The 16,189-nt window shown below is 58.3% G+C and carries 17 protein-coding genes; 9 read left to right on the forward strand and 8 right to left on the reverse strand.

Annotation, left to right across the window (positions count from 1 at the left end; genetic code table 11):
* From fliM to fliF, 8 genes are all read right to left on the reverse strand, one after another.
* Positions 1-993 carry a flagellar motor switch protein FliM gene (gene fliM, locus VF709_RS02770; RefSeq protein ID WP_048971610.1) on the reverse strand — a complete coding sequence of 331 codons (993 nt, stop codon included), beginning with the start codon at positions 991-993 and terminating at the stop codon, positions 1-3.
* Positions 994-998: 5 nt separating this feature from the next.
* The gene (locus VF709_RS02775) at positions 999-1,505 is read right to left on the reverse strand and encodes a flagellar basal body-associated FliL family protein (protein ID WP_062857381.1); all 507 of its coding nucleotides are present in this window, start codon (positions 1,503-1,505) and stop codon (positions 999-1,001) included.
* 128 nt (positions 1,506-1,633) lie between these two features.
* Positions 1,634-2,695, reverse strand: a complete 1,062-nt coding sequence (locus VF709_RS02780) for a flagellar hook-length control protein FliK (protein ID WP_149896247.1) — start codon at positions 2,693-2,695, stop codon at positions 1,634-1,636.
* A complete protein-coding gene (gene fliJ / locus VF709_RS02785) occupies positions 2,692-3,141 on the reverse strand; it encodes a flagellar export protein FliJ (RefSeq protein WP_013097804.1) in 450 nt (149 codons plus the stop codon). The genes VF709_RS02780 and fliJ overlap by 4 nt, the downstream gene beginning before the upstream one ends.
* 12 nt (positions 3,142-3,153) lie before the next feature.
* Positions 3,154-4,518, reverse strand: a complete 1,365-nt coding sequence (fliI, locus tag VF709_RS02790) for a flagellar protein export ATPase FliI (RefSeq protein ID WP_013097805.1) — start codon at positions 4,516-4,518, stop codon at positions 3,154-3,156.
* Positions 4,515-5,219 carry a flagellar assembly protein FliH gene (locus VF709_RS02795; RefSeq protein WP_149896246.1) on the reverse strand — a complete coding sequence of 235 codons (705 nt, stop codon included), beginning with the start codon at positions 5,217-5,219 and terminating at the stop codon, positions 4,515-4,517. The genes fliI and VF709_RS02795 overlap by 4 nt, the downstream gene beginning before the upstream one ends.
* Positions 5,206-6,192 carry a flagellar motor switch protein FliG gene (gene fliG / locus VF709_RS02800; RefSeq protein WP_440230856.1) on the reverse strand — a complete coding sequence of 329 codons (987 nt, stop codon included), beginning with the start codon at positions 6,190-6,192 and terminating at the stop codon, positions 5,206-5,208. The genes VF709_RS02795 and fliG overlap by 14 nt, the downstream gene beginning before the upstream one ends.
* Entirely contained in the window at positions 6,192-7,871 is a 1,680-nt protein-coding gene (gene fliF, locus VF709_RS02805) for a flagellar basal-body MS-ring/collar protein FliF (RefSeq protein ID WP_149896245.1), read from the reverse strand. Before fliF ends, fliG begins: the two co-directional genes overlap by 1 nt.
* A gap of 265 nt (positions 7,872-8,136) precedes the next feature.
* On the opposite strand from fliF, the gene fliE reads away from it, so the two are divergent.
* The 9 genes from fliE (at position 8,137) to VF709_RS02850 (ending at position 15,970) form a co-directional block, all read left to right on the forward strand.
* Positions 8,137-8,460: a flagellar hook-basal body complex protein FliE gene (gene fliE, locus VF709_RS02810; RefSeq protein ID WP_149896244.1), complete on the forward strand. Its 324-nt coding sequence runs from the start codon at positions 8,137-8,139 to the stop codon at positions 8,458-8,460.
* 16 nt (positions 8,461-8,476) lie between these two features.
* Positions 8,477-9,331, forward strand: coding sequence for a CheR family methyltransferase (locus tag VF709_RS02815; RefSeq protein ID WP_149896243.1), 855 nt, complete (start codon positions 8,477-8,479; stop codon positions 9,329-9,331).
* Positions 9,328-10,404 carry a protein-glutamate methylesterase/protein-glutamine glutaminase gene (locus VF709_RS02820; protein ID WP_149896242.1) on the forward strand — a complete coding sequence of 359 codons (1,077 nt, stop codon included), beginning with the start codon at positions 9,328-9,330 and terminating at the stop codon, positions 10,402-10,404. The genes VF709_RS02815 and VF709_RS02820 overlap by 4 nt, the downstream gene beginning before the upstream one ends.
* The gene (cheY, locus tag VF709_RS02825) at positions 10,394-10,780 is read left to right on the forward strand and encodes a chemotaxis response regulator CheY (protein ID WP_013097813.1); all 387 of its coding nucleotides are present in this window, start codon (positions 10,394-10,396) and stop codon (positions 10,778-10,780) included. Before VF709_RS02820 ends, cheY begins: the two co-directional genes overlap by 11 nt.
* 5 nt (positions 10,781-10,785) lie before the next feature.
* Positions 10,786-11,424, forward strand: coding sequence for a protein phosphatase CheZ (cheZ, locus tag VF709_RS02830; RefSeq protein ID WP_149896241.1), 639 nt, complete (start codon positions 10,786-10,788; stop codon positions 11,422-11,424).
* An 18-nt stretch (positions 11,425-11,442) separates the two neighbouring features.
* Positions 11,443-12,588: a flagellar biosynthesis protein FlhB gene (gene flhB, locus VF709_RS02835; RefSeq protein WP_149896240.1), complete on the forward strand. Its 1,146-nt coding sequence runs from the start codon at positions 11,443-11,445 to the stop codon at positions 12,586-12,588.
* Entirely contained in the window at positions 12,588-14,681 is a 2,094-nt protein-coding gene (flhA, locus tag VF709_RS02840) for a flagellar biosynthesis protein FlhA (protein WP_045903253.1), read from the forward strand. The genes flhB and flhA overlap by 1 nt, the downstream gene beginning before the upstream one ends.
* Entirely contained in the window at positions 14,678-15,085 is a 408-nt protein-coding gene (locus VF709_RS02845; protein ID WP_044158142.1) for a flagellar protein FlhE, read from the forward strand. Before flhA ends, VF709_RS02845 begins: the two co-directional genes overlap by 4 nt.
* Before the next feature lie 342 nt (positions 15,086-15,427).
* Complete coding sequence (locus VF709_RS02850; RefSeq protein ID WP_045292619.1) at positions 15,428-15,970, forward strand: chorismate mutase; 543 nt, start codon at positions 15,428-15,430, stop codon at positions 15,968-15,970.
* Positions 15,971-16,189: the final 219 nt, after the last annotated feature.

Consider the following 16,189-nt stretch of genomic DNA (forward strand, 5'->3'; position numbering starts at 1 on the left):
TTACTCCTTGTTTAATGAAAGTAATGAAGGCTGAATCATCTGCTCGACCTTCAGGGCATATTGATTGTTCACGGCGCCGTAGCGGGCCGTGAAGACCGGCACACCGCCGACGCTGGCTTCGATAAACTCCTGCTTATCCAGCGCGATAATGTCGCCTTTTTTCATCTGCATCACGCGGGAGAGCCGGGTGCCGATGTCCGCGAAACGCGCCGTAAGCTCCAGCTCCGTTTCCCGCATCTGGCTGGCCAGCAGGCCGCGCCAGTGGGAGTCCTCGTGCCGGGAGTTGTCCATTGGCGGGTTACTCAGCAGCTCGCGCAGCGGCTCGATGGTGCTGAAGGGAATACAGATATTGAACTCCCCGCGATGCGAGCCGATCTCCACCGAAAACGGCGTAGTGACCACCACGTCATTCGGCGATGAGGTGATATTGGTGAACTTCACCTGGATTTCGGAACGGATATACTCCGTTTTGATTTTATAGATTGAGCTCCAGGCAAATTCGTAGGCCTCGCGCGCCATCGACAGCATGCGGTGGATCACGCGCTGCTCGGTGGGCGTAAACTCGCGCCCGTCGGCCTTGGTCGGGAAACGACCGTCGCCGCCAAACAGGTTATCCACGGCCATAAACACCAGCCCCGGCGAGAACGCCATCAGCGAGGTGCCGCGCAGCGGGTTAAGGTGCAGCAGGTTCAGGTTTGTCGGCACCGGCAGGTTGCGGGCAAACTCGTGATACGGCTGGATCTTAATGTTCCCAGCGGTAATGTCCGGGCTACGGCGCAGCAGGTTAAACAACCCCATACGGAACTGACGGGCAAAACGCTCGTTAATAATTTCCAGCGAATGCAGTCGCTCGCGAATGACCCGGCGCTGGGTGTGCGGATCGTAAGGTTTAATCCCTGCGTCGGCGCCGTTTTTATGATGTTCACTGTTGCTTTCCGCATCGGCGTTTAGCAAACGGTCGATCTCATCCTGAGATAAAAAGCTGTCAGCCATAATAATTACCGCAGAATAAATTCGTTAATAAGCACGTCGGTGACGCGAATGGACTGGTTAAAAGCCAGCGGTTTATCCAGCTCACTCTTAATATTGGTCATCAGACGGCGTTTACCTTCATCGGTGGCTAAATCTTCATAAGTCTGATGGGTTAACAACATAAATAAGCGGCTACGATATTCCGGCAAATATTTTTCCAGCACCGCCAGCGATTTTTGTTCTGCCACGCGAATGGACAAGCCCAGGTACAATACCCGATCCGATTCGTTCGCCGTGGGCTTCAGGCTCACGGTAAAGGTATTCATTGAGGCGTACAGCGGCTCTACCTGCGCGGGTGCCGGTGCTGTTTCCACTTCCCCTTGGGCAACCTCTGCTGCCGGTTTCGCAAATTTCATTTCCCAGAACAGGTAGCCGGAAACGCCGCACGCCGCAACGGCAGTCAAAAACATGAACGTCATCAGAAGCGAGCGAGAGCCTCCGCCGCTGGCGACCTTTTTATTTTTATTACTCATTGAACGTACACCTGAAAATAAGAGAGGGCAGCGTATTGCCCTCGGGTCAATATGGCGGACATTGTAGTCCATATCATCACCCTGATAATCAGGTGATAAAATTTCATTCCTGAAGCTAATTCGCCACTTCAGGCAAAGGTATTTATTCCGTATATATTTCCGGGAGTGGTGGTTAATAAAGTCGGCACGATCTCCTCTTCAAGCGACTGCTCTTCCCCTTCCTGTGCACCGTGCTCGTCACCCGATGCGTTTTGGCCCTGCTCACCGGCGGCAAACTGCTGTCCTTCCGCGCTCACGTTGGCCTGGCCAAGCTGAATACCCGATTCCGCCATCGCGGCACGCAGCTGCGGCATGGCCTGCTCCATGGCGTGACGAATGTGGGCATGCTCGCTGACGATATGGATCTGCGCCTGATCCTGCTGCACGCGCAGGGAAATCTGCAGCGATCCCAGCTCTTCCGGGTGCAGGCGGATCTCCGCGCTGTGCAGCCCGTTACGGCTAAAGATGGCGATATGCTGGCTGACCGACTGCTTCCACTCCGGCGTTTCTGGCGGATGGCTGACGGTGACCACCTGCTGCGGGGCGTGCGCGACGCTGGTGCGTACGGCGGCAGGCAGCGCCACGGCGTTCGCCGATGTGGCCGCTGGCATCTCTGGCGTGACCACCATCTCACTGGTGAGCGGTGCAGGCTGGGCCGTCAGCGGCGTGGCATTGGCCGCAGGGGTTTTATCGGCAGCGGTCATGAGCGGAGAAACGGTTTTGCCCTCAGGCTCAGGAGCCTTCCCGTTTGCTACGCCCTTCGCAGGGTTGACCGTTTCTGTCCCCGTGACGCTGCGGGTCACCAGCTGTTGTAGCTGCCACTGCGGGCTCTCTTCCCCCTCACCGTTGGTGAGCGAAACCCCGTTCAGGACCTCTGCCAGCCCCGGCGGCGCGGCGAGCAGCATACCGTCGGCATCCGTTACCGGCGCGTCGTCGGCAAGCTGTTGCGGCAGTAAATCTGCGGACAACCCCGCCAGCGCGGCTTCCGGCATGGCTGCCAGCGCCTGCGGGTCGAGTCCCGGGAAAAGCTGCACCAGTTCAGCCAGCTTGTCATCCAGCGCCAGGCTGAAGCCGTCGTCAGCCAGTAAACCGCCCTTCGGTTTGCCCTGTGCTCCCCCACCCAGTAACAGGGCGGCAATATCTATGTTCATAGCCTTTCTCTCTTTTGTCCGGCACGCTGAGCAAATTCATCCATCAGCTTTTGTTCATGTCGGCTCTGAACTAACGCCTGCGCCGTCGCCCGGCGTTCAATCAGCGTTTCAAACGCGTTCAGGCGCTGCTTGTTTTGCACCCAGTTCTTTTTCACCTCGTCTACCGCCTTTTCGCAGGCGTTCACGTGGCCAGCCTGCTGCTTTACCACCTGCTTCAGCGACAAAATAAACGACTGGTGATTCACCAGATCCGCCACCGACATACCGCCGCCCATCATCCCCTGACGCAGGGACTGCTGGTACTCCTGCTCGTAGTGCTGAAGCTGTTCGTGCTGGGTCATCGCCTGCTGGAGCTGCTGCTGCGCACCGCCCAGCGCGCGGGTAGTCTGCGTTAGCGTCTCCTGCGCCTTGTCGCGCAGCAGAACCATGGGGTTATGTGCTTTCATCACACCTCCGGCTTAGTCTTTAATATCCGGGAAAAGCCCGGACAGGGCGCGAATGGCGTCGTCATAGCCGCTGCGCTCGTGGATCGCCTGGTGGAGGAACGCCTCCAGCGAGGGATATTTGTCGATAGCCTGATCCAGCATCGCATCGCTCCCTTTGACGTACGCCCCCACGCTCACCAGGTCGCGGTTGCGCTGATACGCGGATAGCAACTGTTTAAAGCGTTGCACCTTGCGGTACTGGGCATGGGGGATAAGCTCGGTCATGGCACGGCTGATCGAGGCTTCAATATCAATCGCCGGATAGTGCCCCGCCTCGGCAAGACGACGCGACAGCACGATGTGGCCGTCGAGGATTGCGCGCGCGGAGTCGGCAATCGGATCCTGCTGGTCATCCCCCTCCGTCAGCACCGTATAAAACGCGGTGATTGAGCCGCCCCCTTTCACGCCGTTACCGGTTCGTTCGACCAGCGCAGGCAGACGGGCAAAGACAGACGGCGGATAGCCTTTGGTCGCGGGCGGTTCACCAATCGCCAGAGCCACTTCACGCTGCGCCATGGCGTAGCGGGTCAGGGAGTCCATGATCAGCAGCACATTGAGGCCGCGCTCACGGAAATCTTCCGCAATGCGCGTGGCGTAAACGGCGCCCTGCATACGCAAAATCGGCGAAACATCAGCCGGGGCGGCAACCACTACCGCACGCGCCAGCCCCTGCTCGCCAAGGATATTCTCGATAAAATCTTTTACCTCGCGGCCACGCTCGCCAATCAGCCCCACCACGATGACGTCCGCAGTGGTAAAGCGGGCCATCATGCCGAGCAGCACGCTTTTGCCGACGCCGGAACCGGCGAACAGGCCCATACGCTGACCACGGCCCACCGTCAGCAGGCCATTGATGGCGCGCACACCAACGTCGAGCACGTTTTTGATCGGATCGCGGTGCAGGGGATTGAGCGTTGGGGTAAACAGCCCCGCCGCCGGTTTCCCCGGCGCGGGGCGGCCATCCAGCGGTCGACCCTGCGCATCCAGCACGCGGCCCAGCAGATGCGGCCCCACGGGCAATTGTTTACCGGCGTGGCTGTCGCTTTGCAGGGCATAAATGCGCGCCCCGGGCAGGATGCCGTCGACATGCTCCAGCGGCATCAGAAACAGCGTCTGGCCGTTAAAGCCCACCACTTCGCTCTCAACCGGGATAATGCCCTGCTCCGTCTGACGCTCAACGATGCACAGCGCACCAATAGGCAGCTTGAGCCCCACGGCCTCCATTACCAGCCCGGTGGCGCGCGTCAGTTTGCCGTACTGGCGAAAATCGGGCACCTGGGTGAGTTTTTCCTCCACCCGGTCAAGGGCGCAGAGCCACTTTTTTAGCTGCTGGCTCATTGCGAGAGCTCCTCGCGCGCCAACTGACACAGCGCCTGCCAGCGGGTTTCCATACTGGCGTCCACTTCCACATCCGGGGAGACCACCCGGCATCCCCCGGCGGCCAGGCTGGCGTCGCGGTGCAGCTCCCAGCCCATCGCGGTCAGCGTTTCACCCAGCGCCGCCTGCACCGAAGCAAACGCCTCCGGACTGACATAGAGCTGAATGGTGCCGTGCAGCAGCGCGTCCTGCTGCATCAGGCTGCGGATCTGCGTCACCAGAGCATGGTTATCTGCTATTCGCGAGGTGCCATAAAGCTGCTGCACCGCCGTCAGCGACAGCTGCACCAGACGAGCCGGGATCAGCCCTTCGAGGTTTTCCAGCGCCAGCTTAAAGTTGCTGACCCAGGTTTCTGCCTCGCGCAGCAGCGCCTGCTGCTCCACGCGTGCCTGCTCCACGCCCTGGGCATACCCGGCGTCGCGGCCCTCTTTCAACCCGGCCTCATAGCCCTGTTTGCGGCCCTCTTCCTGGCCCTGCTGCTGCCCCTGGGCAAACCCCTGCTGCTCCGCCTGCTTGCGCAGACGCGCCAGTTCGGCTTTCAGCTGCGCCTCAGACTGGGTATTGTCCAGCGTGGGCAGCGGGGTATCCTGCGGCTCACCCAGCAGGTTTTCAGGCTGCCAGGCGCGCCACCCGGTGGCGTTATGTTCATCAAACGTAGGCATCGTCGCTGCCTCCAATCAGGATCTCGCCAGCCTCGGCCAGACGACGCACCACGTTGAGGATGGTCTTCTGTTCGGCTTCCACCTGGGACAGACGCACCGGGCCACGGGAGGCCAGATCGTCGGTCATCAGCTCGGCCTGACGGCGCGACATATTGTGGAAGAACTTCATGCGCAGCGGCTCGTCGGCCCCTTTCAGTGCGATGATCAGCGTTTCGCTCTCGATCTCCTGCAGCAGGCGCTGGATGCTGCGGTCTTCCACCTCCACCAGGTTTTCGAACAGGAACATCTCGTCGATAATTTTTTGCGCCAGCTCGCCGTCGAACTCACGTACCGCCTCAATGGCTGCCTCTTCCTGGTGAGATTTCATCAGGTTAAGGATCTCCGCCGCCGGACGGACACCGCCCATCTTGCTGCGCTTGAGGTTCTGACCGTGCAGCAGGTTGTTCAGAACTTCCGTCAGCTCCTGCAGCGCGGCCGGCTGTACGCCGCCGAAGGTGGCGATACGCAGCATGATGTCGTTACGTTCGCGCTCGTCGAATTTGCCCAGCACGTCCGCCGCCTGGTTACGTTTGAGGTGAACCAGAATGGTGGCGATGATTTGCGGGTGCTCTTCGCGGATAAGGTCGAACACCGCCTGCGGATCCATAAAGTTGAGCGTTTCGATACCATTGGTGCCCTGGTGGGTATCCAGCAGATCCTCCAGCAGCGAGGAGGCACGCTCTTCGCCCAGCGCCTTGACCAGCACGCTGCGCAGATAATCGTTGGTGTTGAGGCTGAGCGCCGCATATTCGCTGGAGTCTTTCTTAAACTCCTCCAGCACCATGGCCATCTGGTCGTGAGTAAAGCCCGCCATGTTGACCATTGAGGCACTGATCTGCTTCACCTCGTGGGCGTTGAGGTGCTTGAACACCTCCGCCGCCAGGACATCTCCCAGCGTCAGCATGACGATGGCGCTTTTTTCTGAGGCATTCATTATTTCGGCTCCTTACTCATCCACTGGCGGATCACCAGGGCAATAACGCGCGGCTCCTGCTCTGCCAGCTCACGCAGCTGTTGACCATTGAGTTCCGTATCCACACGCTGCTGGGCACGGTCGCGGTTGTTTTTCTCCGCTGCACGTTTTTTCGCGGCAATCTCTTCTTCCCGCGCCTCTTTTTCCATCTCCAGACGGCGCAGGGTGGTCTCCTGATGGCGGATCCAGGCAGGCTGCACAAGCTTGCGCCACATGACCCAGGCAATAATGGCGATGACCAGGTAGCGGGCGATAGCCATCAGCAACGCGTAGAAACGATCCTGCTTCCAGAACGGCGGCACCGGCTCTTCCACCACGCCGTTAAAGGCGGAGTTGAGGATATTGACGCTGTCGCCACGGCTGGCGTTAAAGCCAATCGCCTCTTTCACCAGCGCGTTAATACGGGTCAGTTCGGCCTCGCTAATCGGTCCCGGCTTGCCCTCTTCCCCCTGCGGCAGATGGTTAATCACCACCGCCACGGATAAACGTTGAATGCGTCCGGCATTCGATTTGGTATGGATGAGAGTGCGATCGACCTCAAAGTTGGTGGTCTCGTCACTGCGGTTGTTGTACGGCTGTGCAGGCTCACGGTTCGCGCTGTTACTGGTGGTTTTCTCTTTTTTGTCATCCGCCGGGGTATTGAGGGGCTGGGTCAGTGGTGCGGTGGCCGGTGCCGGTGGCGTATTGCTCAACGCCCCCGGCACGCCACTCGCGCCACGGCTATTCCCCTGCTCAGAGAGGCTGGCCTGACGGCTGCGGATGGCCATTTTTTCAGGGTCGCTGTTCGGCTGATACTGCTCCTGAGTTTGTTCCTGCTCGGTGAAATCGATCTGCGCGGTCACCTGGGCGCGGATGTTTTCATCCCCCACCAGCGGGGCCAGAATGCGCTGAATGCGCTGCTGATAGTCGGTTTCAATTTCACTGGTGTATTTCAGGTGCGCCGTCTGCAAACCGCGCAGGCCGCTCTGGGTCAGCAGGTTGCCGCGCTGATCGACAATGGTCACGCTCCCGGCTGCAAGGCCAGTCACTGCGCTGGAAATAAGATGGGTGATCGCCACTACCTGGCTGTCGTCAAGGGTACGGCCCTGCAACAGGTTAACGGTGACGGATGCGGTCGGTTTTTTCTGTTCGCGGACAAACATCGACGGTTTTGGCGTGGCCAGATGTACGCGCGCGCTCTGGATCGGCCCGAGATTTTCAATGGTACGCGCCAGCTCGCCTTCCAGGGCGCGCTGATAGTTCACCTGCTCGGTGAACTGGCTGACGCCAAACTTCTCCTGATCGAGCAGTTCAAAGCCCACGCCGCCACCCTTCGGCAGCCCCTGCTGGGCCAGCTTCATGCGCACCTCATGCACCTGTGAGGCCGGCACCATGATCACGCCCCCTGGCGTGTCGATGCGGTAAGGGATATTGAGCTGCGACAGCTGCGCCACGATGGCGCCGCCTTCTTCATCACTGATATTACTGAACAGCACCCGGTAATCCGGCTCCTTTGCCCAGAACATTAACGCGATGATGACGGAAAGCGCCGCAGCGCCGCAAATCACCAGCAAAAGCTTCGGGCTGCCGCGAAGTGAGGACAGCATCGATTTAATTCGCTCTGCCGGATTGTTGGTTAACTCATTTAGTGTGGCACTCATGCCGTATTCCTGTATGAAATAGCACGCATCAACGATGCGCGTCAGCTCACGAAATTCGCGAGAGTGATGTCGACGATTTCAAAAATATAAGAATTTTTCAGGCGGGCATTATCGTCTGAAAGGCGTTTTTTTTAAGGATAAATAAGCTCAAAGTTCTGTCGGCTTATTGGATTTTCTGAGGTTTTTAAACGCGTGCTAAGCTGTCGACGTTTAAAAGATATGCAACAAACCGCCGTTTTTATCTTAATTACCAGGAATAAAAAGAATGTCAGCGACATTAATGCGTGGCGTACTCGATCAAATTCAGAGCCAGGCGCAGCAGGTCAGCGGTCCGTCTAACCGGCTGCAGACCTCACGCGGCGACGCCCCCTCCTTTTCTGACGTTTTATTTAACAGCATTAATGAAATAAATAAAACTCAGGTTGAAGCGAAGAGCAAAACACAGCAATGGATGTCCGGCAGTGGCGATATTGCCCTGAATGACGTGATGCTGGCGATGCAGAAATCGTCTATTTCATTCAGCTTTGGCATGCAGGCACGAAATAAGATGATTAGCGCGTATCAGGAAATAATGAATACACCGGTTTAAGGTCTGCCCCAATTCTATGAGTGAAATTATCAGCACTTCTGCACGCTTATCCCTGAATACGCTTTCTCTGACTGACAGCGAATTGCAGCGTGTCGGGAAATTAATCTATAAGCGCGCCGGAATTGTCGTTAACGCGCAAAAGCGAGAGATGATTTTTAATCGTCTTTCCCGTCGCGTGCGCACGCTGGGGCTTGCCACGTTCAGCGATTATATCGCCCTGCTTGAGTCACACTCAGAGCATCCGGAATGGCAGAACTTTATCAACGCGCTGACCACCAACCTGACCTCCTTTTTCCGCGAGGCGTATCACTTCCCGATCCTCGCGGAACATGCGCGCCAGCGCGCATCGGGCTACCGCGTCTGGTGTACCGCGGCGTCCACGGGGGAAGAGCCCTGCTCTATCGCCATGACGCTGAATGACCAACTGGGCGCGTCGGTGGCCGGACCGCGGATCTGGGCGTCGGATATCGACACCGAGGTGCTGGCAAAAGCGGAAGCGGGCATCTACCGCCTGAACGATCTGGGCGCGCTGACGCTGGCGCAAAAGCGTCACTATTTTCTGCGCGGGGCGGGTGACAACAGCGAATGGGTGAAAGCCCGCCAGGAGTTGCTGTCCGCCATTCACTACCAGCAGCTGAATTTACTCGATGAAAAGTGGTCCGTTCCCGGGCCGTTCGACGCCATTTTCTGCCGCAACGTGATGATTTATTTCGATGCGCCGACGCAACAGCGCCTGTTGCAGCGCTTTGCGCGTCTGCTCAAGCCGGGCGGCCTGCTGTTTGTCGGCCATTCGGAACATTTTAACCATGCACATATTCCGCTGCGCCTGCGTGGGCAGTCGGTATATGAACTGACGGAGGCCACACGGTGAAGTCGATTCGTGTGCTGGCGGTCGATGATTCCGCCCTGATGCGTAACATGCTCAGCGCGGTCGTCAATCAGCAGCCTGATATGGAAATGGTCGGCACGGCGCCGGATGCGTTTATTGCGCGCGAGCTGATTAAACAGCTCAACCCGGACGTGCTGACGCTGGATATCGACATGCCGCGCATGGACGGGCTGGAGTTTCTCTCCCGCCTGATGCGCCTGCGCCCGATGCCCGTCGTGATGATCTCCTCCCTGACCACCCGCGGCTCGAAAGCCACCCTCACCGCGCTGGAGCACGGTGCGGTCGATTTTCTGCCCAAGCCCGAGCATCGCGGCGCAGAGAATATCGACAGCTGGAGCCAGCTGGTGGTGGAGAAGATCCGCGTCGCCGCCCGCGCGAAGCTGGCGCAGCATGCCCCCGACGCCAGACCGGTGCTCGCCGGGATCCCCGTGCGCCAGCAGAGCCTCATCGCTATCGGATCCTCTACCGGCGGCACGGAGGCATTGCGTCGGGTGCTGATGCCGCTGCCGGTCAGCACGCCGGGGATTGTGATTGCCCAGCACATGCCCGCCGGTTTCACCTACTCCTTCGCCCAACGGCTTGACTCGCTGTGCCAGATTGCCGTGCGTGAAGCGCAGGATGGCGAACCGGTGCGACCAGGAACCGCCCTGATTGCGCCGGGCGATCGTCATATGGAGGTTATCTGTCAGGACAACGGCTACCGGGTCCGGCTCAGCGATGCCCCACCGGTGAATCGTCATCGTCCGTCAGTGGATGTGCTGTTTGACTCCGTGGCGCGTCAGGCCAGCAAGCATGCCAGCGCCGCCCTGCTGACCGGCATGGGCGCGGACGGCGCGCGTGGCCTGCTGCATCTGCGCCAGACCGGAGCGTTTACCCTCGCGCAGAGCGAAGCCACCTGCGTGGTGTTTGGCATGCCGCGCGAGGCGATTGCGCTGGGTGCGGCGAAGAAGGTCGTCGACCTCGACGATATCAGCCAGTGCTTACTGGACAGTTTCCATAAACATAATTCATCCAAAACCGACTCACGTTCAGGAGATAAATCCCATGTCGGATAAAAATTTGCGTTTTCTGGTGGTGGACGACTTCGCCACCATGCGACGCATCGTACGTAACCTGCTGCAGGATCTGGGCTACAAACACATTGACGAGGCCGAAGACGGTCAGGACGCGCTCAACAAGCTGCGTGCCGGAGGTTTTGATTTCGTCGTCAGCGACTGGAACATGCCAAACATCGACGGCCTGGAGCTGCTGAAAACCATTCGCAGCGATGCCACCATGGCAAAGCTGCCGGTGCTTATGGTGACCGCTGAGGCGAAGAAAGAGAACATCATCGCTGCCGCGCAGGCGGGGGCCAATGGTTACATCGTTAAGCCGTTTACCGCCGCCACGCTGGAAGAAAAGCTTGGCAAAATCTTTGAAAAACTCGGGTAACGCTTATGAACTCCCCGTTAAATATGCAGGCGGATAACGCCACAGAGATTTTTGTTCGCATCGGACAACTGACCCGTCTGCTGCGCGACAGCATGGCCAACCTCGGTCTTGAACAGGCGATTATGGAAGTCGCCGACGCTTTCCCAAACACCCGCGACCGCCTGAACTATGTGGTCGGCAAGACCTCGCAGGCTGCCGATCGCGCGCTGACCAGCGTGGAAGTGGCGCGCCCTCTGCAGGAAGGGCTGAGCGATAACGCCACTGCGCTGAGCGCGCGCTGGGACGCCTGGTTTGAACATCCGCAGCCGCTGGAGGATGCCCGCGAGCTGGTCAAAGCCACCCGCGCCTTCCTGCACGGCGTGCCAGCGGTGACCCAGCAAACCAACCGCCAGCTGACCGAAATCATGATGGCGCAGGACTTCCAGGATCTCACCGGACAGGTGCTGCAAAGCCTGATGCATGTGATTGAGACCGTTGAGAAAGAGCTTATCAGCGTGCTGGTGGAAAACATGAGCGAGCGCGACGCCAGCGCCGCCACCGGTGACGCGCATCTGAAGAACGGTCCGCAGATCGATACCCGCGCCGAAGGCGTTGTAGCGTCTCAGGAGCAGGTGGACGACCTGCTGGAGTCACTCGGCTTCTAATCCCGCCGGGCGAACGTCATGTCAGAACAAAACGACAGCGAAAAAACAGAAGACCCTACACCCCACCGAAAGCAAAAAGCGCGAGAAGAGGGACAGGTTCCCCGATCGCGCGAGCTGACGAGCCTCCTGATGCTGCTGGCAGGCTGGGGGTTGCTGCTGGTGGCGGGCGGCTGGCTGGCAAAACAGCTGCAGCATCTGCTGCATAACGGCTTAACGTTTGACCGGCTGTTAGTCAGCGATCCGCAGCAGATGCTGCATCACGCCGGATCGCTTCTTGGGATGGCGTTTCTGGCGCTGCTGCCGTTCGTCGGTGGCCTGTTTCTGACCGCCGTCGCCACGCCGTCGCTGATTGGCGGCCTGAATATGAGCGCTAAGGCTCTCAAATTTAACGTCAAAAAACTCAATCCGATCAGCGGCATCAAACGCCTGTTTTCCGGGCAGATGGTGTCCGAGATGGTGAAAAGCATTCTGAAGGTGACGCTTGCGGGCATCGGCGGCGGGCTGTTTTTGTGGTTCAACAAAGGAAAGTTTATCAGCCTGATGTATGAACCACTGCGCATGGCGCTGGGTGATATCAGTGCCCTGCTGATGGGCTGCATGCTGGTCATTATTTTATCGCTGATCCCGATGGTGGCGTTCGACGTGGTGTACCAGCTCTGGAACAACTTCAAAAAGCTGCGCATGAGCCTGAAGGAAATCAAAGACGAATTCAAAAATCAGGAAGGCGACCCGCTGATTAAAAGTAAGGTTCGCCAACTGCAGCGTCAGATGGCGCAACAGCGAATGATGAGCGACGTCCCCACCGCTGACGTGGTGGTGAATAACCCGACCCACTATTCGGTCGCCCTGAAGTACCAGGAAGGCGCCATGGGCGCGCCGATGGTGGTTGCCAGCGGCAGCGGGCTCATCGCCCTGCGCATCCGCGAACTGGCCGAAGAGAACCGGGTCCCCATGCTTGAGGCGCCGCCGCTGGCGCGCGCCCTGTATCGCCACTGTGACCCCGGCACACCGGTTCCCGCCGAGCTGTACAGCGCGGTGGCAGAAGTGCTGGCCTGGGTTTATGGCCTTAAGCGCTGGCGTAAAGGCTATGGCTTACGTCCGCTGACACCTAAAGATCTTCCCGTTCCGGCGGGGATGGATTTTGCACAAGAGAGTAGAGAGTGATGGCCAATATCGCCACCAAATTACGATTACCCAACATGAAGGAAACCCAGTGGCAGGTACTGGCCGGGCCGGTACTGATCATGACCATCCTCGCGATGATGATCCTGCCGCTGCCGACCTTTGTGCTGGATCTGCTGTTTACCTTCAACATCGTGCTGTCGATCATGATCCTGCTGGTCGCCATGTTTACCCAGAACACGCTGGAGTTCTCGGCGTTCCCGACGGTGCTGCTGTTCTCCACCCTGCTGCGTCTGGCGCTTAACGTCGCCTCCACGCGCGTGATCCTGATGAACGGCCATACCGGTTCGGAAGCGGCGGGACAGGTGGTGGAGGCCTTCGGTCACTTCCTGGTGGGCGGTAATTTCGCCATTGGTATCATCGTGTTCATCATTCTGATCATTATTAACTTTATGGTGATCACCAAGGGTGCCGGACGTATTGCAGAAGTGGGCGCGCGCTTTTCACTCGACGGGATGCCGGGTAAGCAGATGGCGATTGACGCCGATCTCAATGCCGGACTGATCGGCGAAGAAGAGGCAAAACGCCGCCGTAAAGAGGTGACGCAGGAGGCCGACTTCTACGGTTCAATGGACGGTGCGAGTAAGTTTGTGCGTGGCGATGCCATCGCCGGTCTGCTGATTATGGCGATCAACATTATCGGTGGCCTGGTGATCGGCGTGATGCAGCACGACATGTCCGTGGGCGTAGCCGGTGAGACCTATACCCTGCTGACCATCGGTGATGGTCTGGTGGCGCAGATCCCGGGTCTGGTGATCTCTACCGCAGCTGGCGTGGTGGTGACCCGCGTTGCCAACGACCAGGATGTGGGCGAGCAGATGGTGGGCCAGCTGTTTACCTCTCCGCGCGTAATTGTGCTGGCGGCGGGCGTGATTGGTCTGCTGGGCCTGATCCCCGGCATGCCTAACTTCGTCTTCCTGCTGTTTACCGCCACGCTGCTGGGTGTCGCCTGGTGGCTGCGCGGCCGCGAAGGTGAAGCGAAAAAAACTGGCGGCGCACAGGCGGATGCCGATGCGGCGGACGCTGAGGTGGCGCAGGTGAACGAAGCCTCCTGGTCTGATGTTCAGATGGAAGATACTCTGGGTCTGGAAGTGGGCTATCGCCTGATCCCGATGGTGGATCACGAACAGCAGGGTCAGTTGCTGACCCGCGTGCGCGGCATTCGCAAGAAATTTGCCCAGCAGATGGGCTTCCTGCCGCCTGCCGTGCATATCCGTGACAACCTGGATCTGGCGCCAACGCACTATCGCATCCTGCTTAAAGGGGTCACCATTGGTTCCGGGGAAGTGCAGCCGGATCGCTGGATGGCGATCAATCCCGGCTGTGCCGAGGGCGAAGTGCCCGGCACGCCGTGCACCGAACCCACCTTTGGTCTGCCTGCGCTGTGGATTGACGAAGTTCACCGTGAACTGGCGCAGACGCTGGGCTACACGGTGGTGGATCCGAGTTCGGTGGTGGCAACGCACCTTAACCATCTGATTACCACCCATACCGAGGAACTGTTTGGTCGTCAGGAGGCGCAGCAGTTGCTCGACCAGATCACCAAACATTCACCGAAACTGGTGGAAGATTTGATCCCGGCGGTCATCAGCCTGACCACGCTGCATAAGGTGCTGCAGAATCTGCTGGCCGAGCGCGTGCCGATCCGCGATATGCGCACCATCATCGATACGCTGGCGGAGTTTGCCACCGCCCAGAGCGACGCTGATGAGCTGACCACCCGCGTGCGGGCGCGCCTTTCCCGGGCGATAACCCAGCAGTGGTTCCCGGGCGAGGAGGACATTCAGCTGATTGGGCTGGATCTCTCCCTGGAGCAGCTGTTGATCCAGGCGACCCAGAGCGGCAGCGCGATTGAGCCGGGCATAGCTGAAAACCTGATGAAGCAGACCGAAAAGGCACTGCAGCATCAGGAAGGTTTAGGCGCACCGCCGGTGCTGCTGGTGAACCCGGCTCTGCGTCTGATGCTGTCGCGCTACCTGCGCCGCATCTTCCCGCAGCTGGCGGTGCTCTCCAGCCAGGAGATCAATACACAGCGCAACGTGCGGATGACGTATCTGATTGGGGGGAAAGGATGATGAGAGCAGTGCTTGCGCTGCTTCTGGTGTCGCCGCTGGCTGTCGCGGCGGACGGTTCCTGGAGCGGAGAGAGCTTTGGCGGCACGCTGACCCGGGGGCAAATGGTACTGAAAAGCAAACCGGTGCAAAGCCCCTCACCCCTGCCCGCTGGCGCAGTGGCCTCGCGCGTGTACTGGAAGATTCAGACAGACGGCCTGACCCCCGCCGGGTTTCGCATTCGCCTGTGCAGCACCACCCGCTGCCTGAGGCTGCCCGGCTTTGCCGGGGAGCTGCCCCTGCCTGCCGGGATACCAGCCGCCGGGCCGTTTCGTTTTGAGTATTATTCCGTGGCGGGGGGGCGTTTCGACGCGCCGCTGCATGTGCTGAGTAATCAGGTGACGGTGAGTTATCGCAACCGGGGTTAAGCGTATCCCATACGTTGCCATCGGTGATTTGCCTGACTCATTTTTATAAATTTTCATCATTTTCTTCCGAACATAGGGTGGTTATTTTTCATGTTATTTCTGAAATGGGGAATAAGATGTCGCTCGGTAGCATATTCCAGGCATAGCAATTGGAAATGCGAAATTTGGCAATAAGATTAAAGACATTTGCGCTATCGATGACTTTATTCTTCAGGATTTTTTATTTCTATCCATCCCCTGAAATGCTTACAAATATGGCCGTTTATTAACGTTATAAACGATTGCCTGTAATAAACAGGCTGCGATAATAGATGCTCAATTCATCTTTGCGGGAGAATAACCGTGCGCTATTTCGCAGTTGTGGTTTCGTCAATTTTAATGTGTGGTTCATCGCTGGCCGCGTCCGTGAATTCGGCAACCCTTCCTGAGCTGGCTGAGGCATTAAATACACGATTCGAGGTGATGAAGGATGTGGCGGGTTATAAGGCGGCGAACCATCTTCCCGTTGAGGATCTCCCGAGAGAAAAAAATGTTCTGCTGAAAGCACAGGACGCTGCCCGTGACGTCATGCTGGATCCGCAGAGTATCGATGCGTTTGTCCAGACACAGATGGCCGTCAGTAAAAACATCCAGTACCGCTATCTCGATCGATGGCGTTTGCAGCCTGAAAAAGCGTGGCAGCCCCGCCCGCTGGCAGAAGTAAGAGCACAAATTCTTCAACTGGATAACACCATCCTGAACCTGATTAGCCGGCAAATCATGACCGGTGGCGGATTTGGTGAAGAGCAGGACCGCCAGCTCTCCGGGTTGCTGAACGATAAGCAGATCTCAGCGCTGGAGAAGGCGCAACTGATCGACGCGCTCGGGGAAATCAAACGTCGATAAACGCTCTGTATCACCCGTTGTGCCATGTTTTCCGCTGGGGATCGTCTCAATGGGATTTTTGTCACTGAAAGGAAACGGGATAAGTGTTTGAATAATGGCAGAGGGCTGGCCTCTCCTGCCATTCCCACATCTCTACGTTTTATAGTTGCCTTCATGCCGGGTTCTTTGGCATGTTAACGGAACCTGACCTTTCAATTTTGTACACGTGACGAGTTTGCG

Origin of the sequence: Enterobacter sp. Lyrl_3 (assembly GCF_051948675.1) — a bacterium.
Classification (GTDB): domain Bacteria; phylum Pseudomonadota; class Gammaproteobacteria; order Enterobacterales; family Enterobacteriaceae; genus Enterobacter; species Enterobacter cloacae.